The 15597-nt window shown below is 58.6% G+C and carries 12 protein-coding genes; 3 read left to right on the plus strand and 9 right to left on the minus strand.

What is annotated here, in order from left to right; genetic code table 11:
* Positions 1-570: 570 nt before the first annotated feature.
* Together KO490_RS10095 and KO490_RS10100 are read right to left on the minus strand one after the other, a co-directional pair.
* Entirely contained in the window at positions 571-1206 is a 636-nt protein-coding gene (locus KO490_RS10095; protein WP_216019305.1) for a helix-turn-helix domain-containing protein, read from the minus strand.
* A 72-nt stretch (positions 1207-1278) separates the two neighbouring features.
* Entirely contained in the window at positions 1279-1563 is a 285-nt protein-coding gene (locus tag KO490_RS10100; RefSeq protein WP_216019306.1) for a hypothetical protein, read from the minus strand.
* Positions 1564-1745: 182 nt separating this feature from the next.
* Between KO490_RS10100 and KO490_RS10105 the strand changes: the two genes are divergently transcribed.
* On the plus strand, positions 1746-2060 hold the full coding sequence (locus KO490_RS10105) for a hypothetical protein (RefSeq protein WP_216019307.1): 315 nt from the start codon (positions 1746-1748) through the stop codon (positions 2058-2060).
* A 654-nt stretch (positions 2061-2714) separates the two neighbouring features.
* Here KO490_RS10105 and KO490_RS10110 read toward each other — a convergent pair.
* The 6 genes from KO490_RS10110 to KO490_RS10135 all read right to left on the minus strand — a co-directional run bounded on the left by KO490_RS10110 (position 2715) and on the right by KO490_RS10135 (position 11487).
* Entirely contained in the window at positions 2715-6500 is a 3786-nt protein-coding gene (locus tag KO490_RS10110; RefSeq protein ID WP_216019308.1) for a conjugal transfer protein TraG N-terminal domain-containing protein, read from the minus strand.
* Positions 6501-6508: 8 nt separating this feature from the next.
* Positions 6509-7909, minus strand: coding sequence for a conjugal transfer protein TraH (locus KO490_RS10115; RefSeq protein WP_216019309.1), 1401 nt, complete (start codon positions 7907-7909; stop codon positions 6509-6511).
* Positions 7906-8916 (minus strand): conjugal transfer protein TraF, encoded by a 1011-nt coding sequence (traF, locus tag KO490_RS10120; RefSeq protein WP_216019310.1) that lies wholly within the window; start codon positions 8914-8916, stop codon positions 7906-7908. Before traF ends, KO490_RS10115 begins: the two co-directional genes overlap by 4 nt.
* Positions 8917-8998: 82 nt before the next feature.
* Entirely contained in the window at positions 8999-10138 is a 1140-nt protein-coding gene (locus KO490_RS10125) for a toprim domain-containing protein (protein ID WP_216019311.1), read from the minus strand.
* A gap of 56 nt (positions 10139-10194) precedes the next feature.
* Positions 10195-10443 (minus strand): hypothetical protein, encoded by a 249-nt coding sequence (locus KO490_RS10130; protein ID WP_216019312.1) that lies wholly within the window; start codon positions 10441-10443, stop codon positions 10195-10197.
* 468 nt (positions 10444-10911) lie between these two features.
* Positions 10912-11487 carry a hypothetical protein gene (locus KO490_RS10135; RefSeq protein ID WP_216019313.1) on the minus strand — a complete coding sequence of 192 codons (576 nt, stop codon included), beginning with the start codon at positions 11485-11487 and terminating at the stop codon, positions 10912-10914.
* Between the two features lie 519 nt (positions 11488-12006).
* Between KO490_RS10135 and KO490_RS10140 the strand changes: the two genes are divergently transcribed.
* Positions 12007-12999 carry a hypothetical protein gene (locus KO490_RS10140; protein WP_216019314.1) on the plus strand — a complete coding sequence of 331 codons (993 nt, stop codon included), beginning with the start codon at positions 12007-12009 and terminating at the stop codon, positions 12997-12999.
* Positions 13000-13218: 219 nt separating this feature from the next.
* Positions 13219-14451, plus strand: coding sequence for a serine hydrolase (locus tag KO490_RS10145; protein ID WP_216019315.1), 1233 nt, complete (start codon positions 13219-13221; stop codon positions 14449-14451).
* A 666-nt stretch (positions 14452-15117) separates the two neighbouring features.
* Here the strand turns inward: KO490_RS10145 and KO490_RS10150 are convergent.
* The coding region (locus KO490_RS10150; RefSeq protein WP_252727123.1) for an OB-fold nucleic acid binding domain-containing protein at positions 15118-15597 on the minus strand (480 nt) is incomplete at its 5' end.

Raw genomic sequence — 15597 nt, forward strand, 5'->3', positions numbered from 1 at the left:
CCCGCAGGGGGCAGGTCATCCGTCTTAAAGATCTCCTTGAGCACGGAAAATCGATAGGATCTGCCGTTCTGGAACTTCAGACCCCAAATGCAGATGCCTACCTTGGAGTCGCCCAGGTAGTTGAGCTAGAGCGCACGAAGAATCCCGCCGAGTTGTTTGACCGCCCGCCAGGGTAACAACGCGAAAGGAGCATCCCCCTCGTTGTCGGGCTCGACCATCCGGATCTCGGTGGTCTTTCCTTAGCGGCGCAGGCGGCGATTGCAGATCTCAAGCGCAGGCGGAAGCGCATGTTTGCAGACTTCCCAGCAGTCTTCGTCGTCCGGCACCATTCGATCTCGCTCAGGCAAACGGTCCTTCAGGTCAATAATGTTGCGTCCATTCGCCACCCGTCCTCGGTTTCAAAGCTCAACCCACCCAGTCAACGCAATTTAGGGGGCAAGCGCATTCCTGAGAAAAACGGATCTTGTCAGAAGCGAAGAAAACGCTTTGTTGCCTTACAGGGGCAACAGAAAACGCCCCGTGAACGTCTACATAGGGGTGATACTTCTCTCTAAGTGTCAGAAAAAGGAACTAACTGGTCAGATCGCCAAAACCGAAGAACTTATCCATATCGGACGAGTTCGCGGCGCGCTCCACCAAGGGCTGCCGTTCATCCTTCTTGCTGCCGTAGATGTCGGGCCAGAGGTCGCTGTGTGGATGGTGCAGCTCCTCGGAAATCTTTTTGCGAATGTCATCTGCTTCCTTGTGGCCGTAGATTGCCGCCGTCAGTTGGCGGTAGGTCACCCCGACGCGGGCGGCTAGATCTTGCAGGCTTAGCTTATGCTCCTTGAGCAGAGCACGCACCCGCATCCTGGGCGGCAGTTCATCCCATTCGCCTTCCGACAACTTGGAGAAGGGTTTCACGCCATACTTGTAGCCTTTTTCTCGAATGCGCTCGATACGCGTGAGGTAGACCTCGTCCCATACCTGATAGGGATCGAGACCAAGCGCCTCGGCTACTCGCACGCGCCGTTCGATCGCGCGTTGCGTGGAACCGCTTGAGCAGCGAACAGCTACAGATAGCTTGTTGGCCGGTTCATCGATCTCATCCCCGATTTTCTGATAAGACAGCCCGCGCTGTTCCATCGCCTCGCGAATGATCCTGATCGAATCCTCCAGGCTGTGTTTGGAGGACATGATCCGCTCCGGTTGTTCTTCATCCGACATCGAGCTTCTCATTATCCTTAGAGTTCCATGGCAGTCTATCCATACTTGCGGACAATCAATGAGGTTTAGTCCTCAGAAGAATGCGTTTTCCTCAAGGTAGACAGGAGCATAGTCGCCGGGCCAGCATGAGACGACCTCTTCGATCAAAATCGATATGTCGTCATATGCTTCGTCCAGACGGTCAACCAGCCTGTAATCTCGAACTTCGATTGCATCTCGCAGCCGGCTCAGGATCAGTGCTCGGGTATGGGTCAGGTTCTTGATGTCATCGTCTGAATAGACACCCTGGATCCACAGGCTCGGCCCGCGATCCTCTGTGCAAACGCCATTCAATGTCGGATTTACATAAACGAGCATTTTCGTGAATCCCTGAGCTTATTAACCGGGAGGGTGCGCCTAGGATTGCCTCGAAACACTTCCTTTCCTATGCCTACGACAAGTCATTCCTTGAATGAAGGGAAAACTGACCCACCATGCTCCGGTGCCCTCATCTTTCTGTATCTCGGCTATTCTGGCTAGTCGGCGCCCAAGGGCCCATCATGGCAGCACTGACGGCTACGGCCTTGGCAAACGATCGAGCCGTCCCGGAGGAACAATCGGTGTTCGAGGAGCCCCAATGCTACCGGCCCGCACCCCCCGACCGGATCGATTTCGAGGTTGAGGCCGAATTTTATGAGGCCAGGGAAAGCTATTACCGTCAAAGCAGCGTCTACATCGGCTGTATAGATCAGTGGATCGACGATGCTCGTGCCACCTACACGGAAATGTTCCAGCTGGAGGCCGAGGCATATCTCGAAGAGCGCGAGGAGATCGTCGACGAGTTGCGCCAGGTCGGCTCGCAGGATTCGTTCTAACAGTTAAGGAGTTCACCATGGACAGGTTCAGATCGCGCCGGGCACCGGGTTTCAACGGGATTTCGCGACCGGCAGTCGTGATGAGATATACTCCCTTTCGGACACGCTTGTTCGTCTTCGCGCTGCTCCTGTTCATCGCCTACCTTGGCTACTGCGTGCTCGTACTGTCGCCTCGTGCCAAAGCCGAGTTCGTACATATCTTTTTGAACCCCGAGTTCATCTACAGGCTCTTCCCCTGATCCCCGGCTCCTGACCTGTGGCCCCCAGAGCAGTGGCTTCAAGCCTCAGGCGAGCCGCTTTCTCATGACAGGTGAAACTTTCTCCGGAATGCATTATCTATGTCATGCATCACTTGGGAGGCCGCCATGTTCGGACTGTTCAGAAAGATCGGTAAGCTGTTCGCCCACGACTCTCATGGAAGGCGGCCGCTAATTGCGTTGCATGGAGATGACCTTGATGCTGTACCGGATCTCGATAGTGATCCCTTTCAAGCGCATATGAAAGAATGTCAGGAATGGCATCGGCGACAATCTGATTTTGCGACGTTCCATAGCATCCATGACGGCATTTACTAATGGCAACTCGTGAGTAGTGGGAAGTAGAGGTAACCGCTGCAACCGTGGGCATGGTATCCTTCTCTTACATGCAGTTAGCTCACGCTCGCGCAAGCACCCCGCGATACTCGTCCATGCTGGTCAGCGCCCGGTTTGTTCCGACGTCTTCATGCGCGCTCTGGCCCGCATTTGTGCCCGTAAGCTTCGGCATCGAGGCCCAGGTGCCGGCCACATTGTTGCCGAACTGCTCTAAGCTCATGTGGCCGCTGCGGTAGGCAGAGAGACCATCCTCTTCCAACAACTCGATCGCCATCCTGTCCTGCATGGCAGCATCGAAGCGCTCGTTGCCTGACAATCCCATCTTCGACACGAGATCATCCAGGGTTCCGGAGATGATCTGGTAGCCGCCCGCCGCGGAGGACCGTTGCTCGAACGGAAGGCCCCGACTGATCTGCTCGCGCAGGGTATCGCGCTGCCAGTCCCTGACCTCGTTGATGGTCATCTGCTCCAAGGGCTTATCAGGATGAACCCTCGATCCGTTGAAATAGTCGGAATATCCGTCCGGGGCCTCATGCTGCCGGATAAAGCCCAGAAGCCCGCCCTCGAAGGATCCGGGATCCGTGGGCGATCCGCCCGAGCCTTGCCATGAGACATCACGACCAAAGGCATTCAGATCAAGCCCGGAGGCGATCTCCATCTGCCTTTCCAATCCTCCGAGACGCGCTTCCTGCTGCCCTCGCAACACGCTGCTGCGCATGGTGGTCTCGTTGGTTCCGAGCATCGAAATGGCGGTAAGCCTTTCCTCGGTATCCCCAGCCGCGAAGTCCGGATTGGCCTCGATCAGCCTCTCGCGCTCGGCCTGGAACTCGCTTGCTGCCTGATCATCCCCCGCATTCATCGCTCCGGCATAAAGCTGACTCGCGACCATGAAGCGGGCGACATCATTGTCGGGTGTGGCGATCCCCGCCGCGTTCAGCTGCTGCATGCGTTCATCCATCATGGCTTCCGCGCCCTTGCCTTCCGAGAACCATCCTTCGTCCTTCGTGTCTCGGTAGCTCTGGTAGACATCGCTGTCTCGGATGTCCTGATTGTCCCGGTAGAGATCCTGCACCGCCGCACGGAAGCCCATCTCGCGCCGCGTATCCATGAATGACATGGCATCCTCGTTGATCGGTCCAAAATCCCGATCGATCCGCTCGCGAGCCATCGAGAGGATGGCGTTCCCCTGCCCTTCCGTGATGTCCTCTGCCTGCGCCCCGATATTGGAGAAGAGCGAGTCCATGACACGCTTGGGATCATCATGCATGGGCGTGCGTTCCAGCGCCCCTGCAACCAGCCCCTCCGACAGATCGAAGCCTGAGTTGATTTCCGAATAGGCGTTGTCGATGCGGGAGGGATCGACAGGATTGCTCGCGCGCAGATCGTCCATTGAACCCGCGCCCGCCATGCCGTGAGTGGACGAGAAGCCGCTCTGCCACAGGATCTCGTCGCCCAGGGCATTCAAAGCTTCCATGCGCTCATGGGCATTCTCCTCGCCCAAATATGGATTCCCGCTCAGTCCCTGCATGATATACATGGCCGACATGGCATATTTGGCGTCTTCGCGGTTGGGGCCCGCGAATGTATTGTTCAGCTTGTCCTCGTTCCGCAGGATGAAGTCGTCGACCTGGTGAGAGATCCCTGCGTCGATCACGGTCTTGTTCAGGTGATCCATCAATCCCTTGTCCGCGGCGATCCTGTTGGCTGCGAGGATCCCGTCATAGGACTGGCTGGCCTGCTTGCTGACCATCTCGTTGCCCGAGCGGCTTTCTGTCTGGCTATCGGTACGTGCCTCCGTCGCGCCATTCGTGACGGTCTGCCCGCGCTGTGCGCTTTCGCTACGGTCGGAGCGTTCGCTCCGGCTTTCGCTTTCCTGTTCGCCCTTTGCGTAGCTCAGGCGGCTGCCTGCCGATTGCTCTGTCGAGACCCGTTCGCCAAGCGAGTAGTTGGAGGACTGGGATTGCTCTTGGTTTTGATGATCTGTTCGCGCGCCCTCTTTGGAAATACCTCCACCAATTGAACCACTAACCTTTCCTCCATTACCCATTACTGAGATCCCTGCTCCGGCGGATGCACCTCCTGATGCAGTTGTGCTTACTACTTCGCGATTTTGATGCCCTATTCCATTCGCATATGAATCCCCGATCCGGCTATCTACGCTGCCCGAATGCGATCCCTCCACGCTGCTGCCGGTGCTTACACCGGCTGACCAATCGCTCGTTGCCGCGCTGGTGCTAGTAACAGACGCCCCGGTAGTGACCGCCTCGTTCGTCGAGACGGAGGCCGTCGAGGCACGTTGCCCGGTCCTTGCGAACTGCGCGGCCTCCGCCCAGCTGGCACCCTCTGCCAGCTTGCTGTCGAAGGAGAATTGCGCACCCGCAAAGGATTCTCGCGCGCTGTGGCCGACATAGCCCTGGTTGGGCGAATAGCTGAACGGCGAATGGAAGGCCGTCATGGCGTTGCGCGACAGCGTGTCCGGCGCATTCTTCTTCGGGTCGTAATGCTCTGATCCAGTGAGATCGCGCTGGATATTCGAGGCGACGATCGCGGACGATCCGAAGACCAGCATCATCGAAAGCGCCGTCGCCATGGACAGATGCACGTAGCCCACGTCCTGCAGCCGTAGCACCTCAAGCATGAAGCTGTTGTAGTTCGCAACGGTGGCCGTGCTCGAAATCGCAACGGTGCGCAGCTTCACGTCGAGATAGTCCATGACGATCAGCAGCGTCGGATACCACAGCTGCACCCAGACCAGCATCCACATGTATTTCACGGCCATCCGAGAACCTACGGCACCGAGCATCAACAGCAACAGGGCCAGCGGGAAGAGCGAGAAAGACCAGACCTCGATGAACTCGATGGTATGCCCGATGGTCTCGAAGATCATCGCAGCAGCCCCGAAGTTCTTCTCGCGCTTCTGTGCCAGCGCGTCATTGAGTGCAGCTTGCTGCGAGCCGCCGCCCGCGGCTTGGGTGATGTCACCGCTGATCATCTGAAGCGCATGGGAGAAAGCTGCGGTCTTGTAGAACGCAACCGGATCATCGACCACCGCCTCAAGCGCAGCGTAGTAGCGCGCGCCGGTCGTGGTATCCCCCGAGTATTTGCCGAAGGCCAGGTTGATCGCCTCGTTCAAGCGCTCCTGGTAGTTGTTGCCCTCGAAGCCCGTCATGAGCCGATCGTAAAGCGTTCCGCATTCAAGCGACTGACCGTTGCTGGTTGCCACGGTCATGGGAGCCGAGTCCACCCGAAGCTCATTGACGCTTTGTCCGCGCAATGTCGGCAGGCGCACATCCGAACCCGCAACCTTGGCCCGCCACTGCAGGCAGGTTTCGAGATAGGCGCTCACGTCCCGGGTTGGCGAAAGCCCGTTACCGAAGACAGCGGCCGGACCCTGGAAGTCCTCCTGCGTGATGACCTGGGTGTAGACGACCGGGGCCCGTAGCGACACGAGATGGCCATTGTCCATTGTGATGGCATAATCGTCGAGGCCCAGATAGCCGGTCATCAGCTCGCTCACCCCTGCCCCGACCTGCGTGATGAGCGAGATCGGCCCCGCGAAACCGATGGGCAGGTTGTCGACCCTGGACAGCCCCCCCTTGGTGTCCTCGATCACGAGATCGACACGCGGCAGCAGCATGAGAACGGAAATGATCACGGGCCAGAGAAAGGCCACGGGGCTCAACTGCCCCCCGCGCAGAAGACCAGAGAAGATCGCGATGATGATCCCGAGGAGCGCGCAGACCTTCGCGGCAACCATGAACCTGTCTCCACCAAGCGCCATCGCGATCTGGCTCAGGATCTCGGTCAGGGTTGTGACATCCCCATACACGTAAGCGACGAGTTCCATCGTGGCACCTATTTGAACGGGGAATAGTTGAGAACGAGATAGTCGTGCATCTGCATGTAGAGCTGCAGGTTCTCCTTCGGCGCGGGCGTCTGCTCCGCAATGGCTGCGAGATCGTTCTGGATCCGGATCACGGCCTGCTGAAAGTCGTTGCGCCGCCAATCGGAAGCCCAGGCCGTCTCGTAATTGCTGCCTGCCACACCCTGATCGACCGCGGCGATGACATCGGACACGAACAATACGGCCAGTTCATAGGCGAGATAGCCCTTTATCTCGTCGAACAGTTCATAGGGTGCGGTGCTGCCCTGCGGGGAAGCCTCCGCGATGTCGAGAAGCATTGATCCGTAGGTGCCCAACTGCCCGATCAGGGTCGTCGCATCCCCGGTTTCCCCCGTGCCGTTGATGATCCTGAAGAGAAGCGAGCTGCTATCGGCCGGCCCCGTGCCGATGATGTCCTCTTCCAGAAGCCGCTCCAGCCCCTTCAGGTCGATCGTCCTCTGATTCATGTTGAGGCATTTCTCGACATCCCGGCAGCGCAGCACCCGCACGCTTGGGTTGCCGTAGATGATGTCGCGGACGGTCATCCCTCCCCCGGCAACTGCAGGTGTCACGTTGCGCGAGGGCTGCCCGTCAGCATCATCGACAGGTCCGCTCAACACCACCGTCCCGGTCAGTGTCATGAGCGCTTCCATGAGCGACCGATCCCCGGCGCTGAACCACCCCGACATGCTGTGATCTTCCATCGCCTTCCAGACGACATTCACCTCGTAGCGATCCTCGTAGGTCGATGATCCCCCGGGCCCCTCTGCCCTGAGCGAACTGATCGAGGAGGACAGATCTCCCCAGAATGCGTCGAATGCGTCGTTCCAACCTTCCTGGATGGTCTGTCCCTGCATGCCTTTCACATCGGACAATTCGAGCGCCTGGACTCCGCTGTTCACAATCCCCTTTGCCAGCTGGCATGAACTGCCGGTGAACTGGTTCATCTCCTGAACGGCCCGCTGGAGGCTTGAGATGATGGTGGAACATTGCTCGCAGATGTTCTTCAGGGCGAGATGGAAGGCGTAACCCGCAGCGTTCTGTGCGATCGATCGCAACAGCGACACGAACTGCTCGGCATTGATCATGCTGAACGAGCCGCCGAAGAGATCGACGCCGCCGCAACCTGCCGCGAAGCTCGGCGGTGTGAAGTTCAAGACGCTGACGTTCATGACCTTGCCGCGCACATAGACCGAACCGCCGTAGAAGCCGCCGCGCCGCGCCGTGCTGATCCGCCCGCCCGAGTTCACCTGGACATTCACCCCGAGCATGTTGTCCAGCTCGCCGTTCAGATCGGCAAAGCCGGGTGCGGGAGCGGATAGCGCAAGCCCCGCCGCCGTCAGTATTGCCAGCGCTTGTCGCGTGATCGTCATTGATCGGCCTCCTTGCGGGCTGTGATGTGCAGAGCGTTGTTGCGCAGGAAATCGTCGGCTCGTTGCAGGATGTCAGGCATTGAATCGCCCTGGATAGGTTCCGCTTCGCTGACGCGCGGATTGACTGCCTGCGTCCGGCTGAAATCTTCGGAGGTGACGAGGCCGGCGCGGCGGGCAACCATGAGGATGCGATCCGCGATTTCCGCACCGCCCGTCGCATTCCATGTCACCGGAATATAAGTGTTGGGCGGAGAGGCCAGGAACACCGCGCCGCCATTGCCGACGCCGAGATTGGCCGCCAGGCCCGCATCGAAGGACTGCTTGATCTTCATTTCCGGTGGCAGGACCGTTCCGTCCATTGAGATCGCCTGCCAGACCAGGCCGTGGGTCTCTTGCATCCGGTAGAAGTTGTCTCCCATCAGGCCGCAGGACGCACAGTTCTTGTCCACGAACATGATCAGGGCGTTGCGCTTGAACAGTTCCGTCAGAACCTCGCGCTTGCTGTCCTCTGCAGCTTTTTCCATCTGCTTGGCGAAGGTGTCCTGCCACGGCCGCCTGCGTCCCTCGTCCAGTTCCGGATGTCCGGTGCTGACCATCGCGACCATTTCCGAGAACTGCTCCGAGCGATCGAGGGCAATCTTCTGCAGGAGCAGGTATCGCTCGACATTCTCGGGGGTCGGGTTGTCAGTGGCGACATCGAGCGCGGCGGGCATGGCTTGCCTCAAGAACTCCACGCTTCCCGGTGGGGGCCCCGAGGCCGCCTCTGGCGCCGCTTCGGGCACAGGAGCCGGTTGGATTGGCGGCAGTTCGACGACCTCGACCGGCTGGGGCGGCGGTGGCAGCGGTTGCGGCTCGGGTTCGGGCTCAGGTTCCGGCTCTTCTGGTGGGTCCTGATACCAATACCATCCTTCGGAAGCCCGGTCGAAATAGGTCTCGTTCGCAAGAAGCGCCGCAGGTGCTGCCGCCAGCAGATGGCTTGCAGCCATGAGGAATATGAAGGATCTCATGATTACATCAGACCTGTTAGCATTTTCAAGTAATCGCACGGGTCAGGCCAAAAAAAAAGAGCCCATCAGGGCTCTTGAGTGATCAGTATATCCTGACCTTGTTCGATGTTTCCGCATAGCTGTCGGATATGGCGCTGTATCCGAAAGCTAAGAGGACATCATTCCAGTCTTCACCGGCATGATCCAGGTGATGCGGTTCGAGTATCCGACAAAGAATCCCCTCCCCTTCCATCCGTTCCATCAGCTTTTTGGCATGGTTGATGCCTGCCTTGCCCTCGTCCCGGTCAGCCCAGATCGTGACGGCCCGGACGCCTTGTGGTGCCTTCCAGCTCTGCACGAGTGTCGCATATCCGGCGGCGAAGATCGGATGCCCTGTCGCATAGGCGATCGCCAGGCCCGTCTCGATGCCTTCGCAGACATTCACATGGGTCGTGGCTTGCGCTCGTCCGATGATCCGCACGGCACCGTTGAGCTTTTGCTCCAGGCACCGCAGGATCTTCTTGGGCTTGTCGACCGGCGCTTTCTTCGGAGCGTCGTGATCAAGAAATATCCGGTGCAGTCCCACTGCTTTGCCATCAGCCCCGTGCATCATAGAGACGATACCTGGAAAACTGATCGGCGGCGCATACTCTACCTCGCTGCGCGCGAAGTAGAGGTCCGGGTGAAACCGAATATGGTTCTGCTTTCGGATGAAATCGGCTTGCCTGATCCCACGGGCATCGCGAAAGTACGCGATAGCTTTGTGATTGTCCGGCAGATCGCTCAGCGGTTTGGCCTCCATCCAGATGCGGGCCAGAAGCGCCTTGCGTTCCTGCTGCCTCCGAAGATCAGCCTGCGGATCCCGCTTCGAAGCGATAGGTGATACGAAGCGTCGGGGAGCATGCTGCGGATGTCCGCTAGCAAGTCCCATTTGCCGCTTGAGGATCTTCACCGCTTCGAACTTGTCACACCCTTCGAGGAACATCACGAGATCGATACCGGTCGGGAACGCGCCGCAGCTGTTGCAGATGCCGCCGCCAGTCTGGACAAAATCGTCAAACAAGCGGAAGCCGTCACCCGTCGCGCCCTTGCTCGATCCGTGGATCGGGCAGGTACATCTCTGCTGACCGGGTCGCTGCATGATGGCGGCCAGGTCGGGATAGAGGGAGGACATGATCGCGGGCCAATGGCCGGCGCCATGCGTCTTCACCAGATCAAAGTCGCTTTGTCGGTCATGGTGCATGGGTTTCTCCTGAAGACACGAACCCTGCGAAGGGACGATCCTCCGCTCTGTGGGGGTTAGCTGATGTCATTGACGATCGCGCCGTTGACGTTCGCCGCGCGCGCCTTGGCGAAAGCCGCATCGCCCTGCTGGTAGTATTCGCCCAGGGTCGAATTGAACTCTGCGAAGGTCACGGCCTTGCCATTGAAGACGCCATAGAACTCTTCGGCATGCAGATCCTCGATAATCAGATCGATGCCGTAGGCCGGATCCATCTTCTTGCGGATCGCATTAAGGCTTTTGCGGAAGAAATTGATGATGGTCATGTTTCTCTCCTGATGATGAAGGGGAGACACGCCCCCAACGGGGAATGACTCCCCGCATGGGTGAATGGTGGACGCGGCCTGGTTAGGCGCGCAGACCCCCGTGAGCGTTCAGGATGGAATGAACGATCTCGATGGGCACGTTTCTGTAGACCGATTGTTCCGGTGGTATGCCGTCTTCCCTGAGGGTGGAGGGCATGAGCGATGGAACGGTCTCGGAGGGGCAGGCGCATTTGACATGCGAATACGGGCCGTCCCGCCGTTTGGGCTGTGAGCTGTGAATTTCGCTTGCCTGGACCGACAGCGAGAAGCCGTCAGCGCAGTCCAGGCGGGGCAACAGCTTTAAATCCGCGGATCGCCTGAGGGGCGATCCATACAGTCTTTCCTGCAGCATTGCTGCGCTGATCCTCCCCATGCAGGGTAGTTCTGTATCGACGCGAGCCGAAAACAGGTTCATGATAGCGCCCCCCCTCAGAAATAGAAGAAGGCGCTGGCGAAGATCAGGATGGTGCCGATACCACCCCATTTGAGAATGCCGAAGGCAGTCCTCTCGAAAATGGCACCGCTGCTCTTGGTTGCGATATCCAGCTTTTCCTTCGCATGAACGAGCTCCTTGAGCAGATCGGCTTTCTCCAGGCCGAGCTGGTCCACGCTTTCCTGGAGCGCTTCTCCCGCCAACAGGGCGTGTTCTAGCCTTTGCTCGACGGAAGCCTTCTCGTTCGCAAGGCGCTTCATGGAAGCGTTGGACCTTGCGAACCGCGCGGCGAGCTCGGCAACATGACCGGGATCGGTCAGATCCATGTTCTCGATCAGCGAACCCGAAGGCAGGCTGGGCGCAACTGCGGATTTCTGCGTCTGCTTGAGTGCGGTCGGAGCTTGCATCTCGATCACGGTGCTTCCGTGAGCATCCGCTTCGCCATCATCCCCGGCATCCACCAGGCTTTCGCCGGTGAAGCTTTTGGTGTCCCCGTATCCCGGGAGGGATCCGATACCGGTCGGAATGTCGTCCTGCACGTTCTTGATGAGCATGTCCTTGAATTTCCCCATGGGGCTTCTCCTCAATTGAAAAATTGGGGAATCCGCTCCAGCAATGGAACGGAGTCCCATTGCGGGTAAGGGGTGCCAGGCCGCGAGTGCGGCCAGGACATAGGTATTCAGCCCGCATGGATTTTGGTCCATGCCGCACGTCGTGTCGCATGATGCGCCTGACGCGGCCGTGGCGTTGCCCGGACTGAAATGCGGTTTCGAGAGCTTTCGGGTCTCGAATAGGCCATTACGACCACCGCTTAGGCTTCATGAGCCATCCGCCTTTCCGGAATGAGCCGGATGAGACGCACCCTTCACGGGCCGTGAGCCGTCGCAGGAACTGCCTGCGAACATGATGTCTTCGGGTGGGCCCCAGGCGACGACCTGTCCTCTGCATAGCAGAAAGCACCTCGAACCTAGCTCGGGACAACCCTACCCGGCAAGACCGATGTTCTTCTGTGTTGACTGGATCGCGGTCGCTTTATCATTAGTATGATGAATTCCGACCTGTTAATATAGAGCACTGATACGAGGATCATCATGGCAAAGCAGCTCAAGAGAACGTCCACGACCACGTCTCAGGACCGGCGCACCGCATTCGAGGATCTTCCGCCCGATCGCCAGGCCGAGATCATCGGCAACAAGCAAGCCCGTTCGGACCGCCGCCGCAACACCTACCGCCCGAAGGCTCCGGCTATCATGGCTCCGATCGAGATCCACACGGCGGAGATCCAGCTGGCCTATGTGAAGTGGTTCGCGGCCTGCAACGAATATGCCGTCGCCATTGACTACGTGGCCCGTGAGCGTTTGGACAATCGTGCAGATTACAATCGCTATCTGCAGGAATTCGACGATGCACTCAGCCTCCTGTCTAACGTGACACTCGAACTGTTCACGCAATACGAGGAAGCGTCAAATGGCGGTATGGCTGCCTCCCCCATGCCCTCCCGCATCGACGCGCGCATTCAGTCCAAGCGCAGCATGCAGCTTCTGCAGCTGTTCAAGCGCTGCGATGACGTGCTGCGGATGATCTCCTTCCTGGAGATCTACGGGAATGTTCCCGAAGCTCAGGTCAGGTCGGATTTTGGTCGGGTCGTCAACAGCCTTAACACATGCCTGAAGGCGCTCCGAAAAGTGAAGGTCGCCTGCTTCAAGCAGATCATCGACGCTGAAGCTCTTTCTGCCAAATCTGCCGACCGCATGACGATCCAGGACCTCGAAGCCGCGCGCAAGCTCGCGTCGAGGAAGGAGACTGGGCCCCGCAAGCCAGTGCGAAAGCGCAAGCCGAAAGCCATCGGTGAGATTGATCCGGCCGCGTCTGCATCCTCAGAGTTGCTCGTCAATCCAGAGGATGTAGATCGCGATACCGTCCGGAAAGCGGATATGAATAAGGGCGAAGGGGATGAAGCGGTCAACGAGAGTTTGCATAAGCCGATACGCCCGGGAATAATATCGGAACAAGCACCCGCGGAGTCGTGCGAAGGTCCAGATGAGACGCCCGACGACGTTCGGCGAACAGGTCAACTTATATGACTGCCACCGCCAGTTCGCCGCACTCCTGACCCGCGTCTTCTTTTTCCACGGCTCTTGGACCTCCGAGACGGCCTCCGTTCAAGCTGTCACCTGAACTCGCCGGAGGAAAGGACCGATGGAGATGTCACTAGACTTCTGCAGCAAGGACACCACAGGCATCATATCGATTGCACATCGTGCATTATTACCCTTTCATAGCTTGGATGGATGGAGGACCGCATGACCCATAGCTCGCTATATCGCACGCGCATTCTGCCGACTTTGGGCAGTTTATGTTTGGCCCTGCCAAGCATGGTGCATGCTCAGGACTACCTCCATTCTGAAGAAGCAATCGGCAGCGTCGAGGATGTCTATAACGGACACCTCACACCCGACCTCGCCGTCAGCACCTTTCGGAATATCGACCGCCTGTTCCCGACCCGGGTGGTCCCGGCTTCGGAGAAGCCTGAAGCTTTGCCGGATGCGCCCGTCAACCTGCCGGAGATGGTCAGCTACCAGGTGGGCGATGCATCTTATGACCTCTACGATTTCCTGTCTCTCGACAACGTCACCGGCATGATCGTTCTGAAGGATGGAAAGGTCGTCTACGAAACTTATCAGCGCGGCAACACGCCAGAGACGCGCTGGATGTCGATGTCGGTGGCCAAGTCGATTACCTCGACCCTGGTCGGCGCTGCGATCGTCGATGGCCACATCCAGGGGCTGGATGACATGGTCACCGACTATGTTCCGGCGCTTGCCGGTAGTGCTTATGACGGGGTCACCATCCGCGACATCTTGTTGATGGCCTCGGGCGTGGAATGGAATGAGACTTATACGGACCCGGACTCCGACCGTCGCGACCTGTTGCGCGCGCAGATCGAACAGCGTCCCGGCTCGGCCATGGAGGTGATGGCCGAGCTTCCACGCGCGCATGATCCCGGCACGCATCACACCTATTCTACCGGAGAAACACAGGTTCTCGGCGAAGTCCTCCACGGCGCAGTCGGCATGCCGTTGGCCGACTATCTAGCAGAGAAGATCTGGCAGCCCTACGGGATGGAAGCCGATGCCAATTGGTGGTTGGATAGCCCCGATGGTGTCGAGATTGGCGGCAGCGGCTTGTCGGCCACGCTGCGTGATTTTGCCCGCTTTGGGCAGTTCTTCCTGGAGGGCGGAGAAGTCGACGGCACTACGATCCTGCCCGAAGGATGGACGGAAACCGCCGGTAAGCCGCAGAAACTCAAAAGCGGAGAGACCATCGAGTATGGCTATATGTGGTGGCCGGGCTGGACCGAACCATCCATTGCCGATGGGGCTTTCGCCGCAATCGGCATCCAGGGGCAGAACATCTACATCAACCCTGCGCGGAATGTCGTGATCGCCACGCATATGGCGCAACCCAAGCCCGTGGGTCGCGAGCCGGTGGATCCGCTGGTCGTGTTCGATGCGATCTCGGCTGCATTGGACTGAGCGGCCTTAGCGTATTCGGCGGAACAGCGCTTTCGAGCACCGAGCATCCACCTGTTCTCGTTTCAGACCACCAGTCGTTGATCGTGTTGCCAAGTGGCGGAAGGCGGTGGAAGGGCCGTGCTGAAGTGATGTTGACGCGGCTATAGGAGCGTTCGGCAGCCTCTTCATAGCTCGTGGCGACCTAATGGGTGTTTTTCAACCTATTGGAGCAACGCTCGATAAGGCCGCAGATGCCGTAAAGAGGGCGGTTAACGGCAATACGTATCCGCAGGTCTTGCCCATCGGGATTACCGGGCCAAATTGCCGAAGTGATCCCCAAGATTTTTTCAGCGAGATGCTGGGCGTGAGAGGGGGTCTTCCCTGGCCAGGCCTTGGTTTGGGTGACCTGAGGTCCGTTCCTTTGTAGAGCTCTACATCGAGGGACGCTCTGCGCTGTTACCAATGTCGGCTTTCGAAATCAGCGCCAACTCTTGAAGGGGTCAAGCTCCGTCCAGAAGTGCCCGTCTTGCGGTTGCTGAGAGATGATGGGTGCTGAGCAGAATGTTTTCCATCATCCGAGGGCTTCGGGACGAACTCTCTCCTATCGTGGCTCTAAAGGATATCCTCCCCAGATTTGATCAGGTTGCAGGCCGTGACTGGCGATGAGCATAGGGCCATTGGCACAGTTTACCTAAAGTCCTTCGTCTTCACACGGATCGTATCGAGATGCAGGTCGCGGGTGAACATGTCGCGCGGCCTTGGGTGGCGTGGATCGGGAGTGGTGCTGCCGTGATGAAACTCGTCACCTCGGCCGTGCGGTAAAGGGAATGCCGCACGATTTCCGACACTGGCAAGCGCCGCCGAAAGGTCGGTCATGTGCTCAACGACAAAATGCACGACGTCGCCTTCGCGCTGTATGCGACCGCGGGCCCCAATCATGCCGGCCGAGAGAATGGTTCGGCGATTGGCCTCGAAGATCTTTGGCCAGACAACGAGATTGGCGATGCCGGTCTCGTCCTCCAAGGTGATGAACATCGTGCCCTTGGCCGAGCCGGGCCGCTGGCGGACCAGCACAAGCCCTGCCACTTCGGCGCGATGACGGTTCGGCAGATTCATCGCTTCCGCGCAGGTCATGATACGGTGCTTCACCAGATCGCTACGCAGGAA

The organism is Paracoccus sp. C2R09 (genome assembly GCF_018860625.1).
GTDB lineage: Bacteria > Pseudomonadota > Alphaproteobacteria > Rhodobacterales > Rhodobacteraceae > Paracoccus.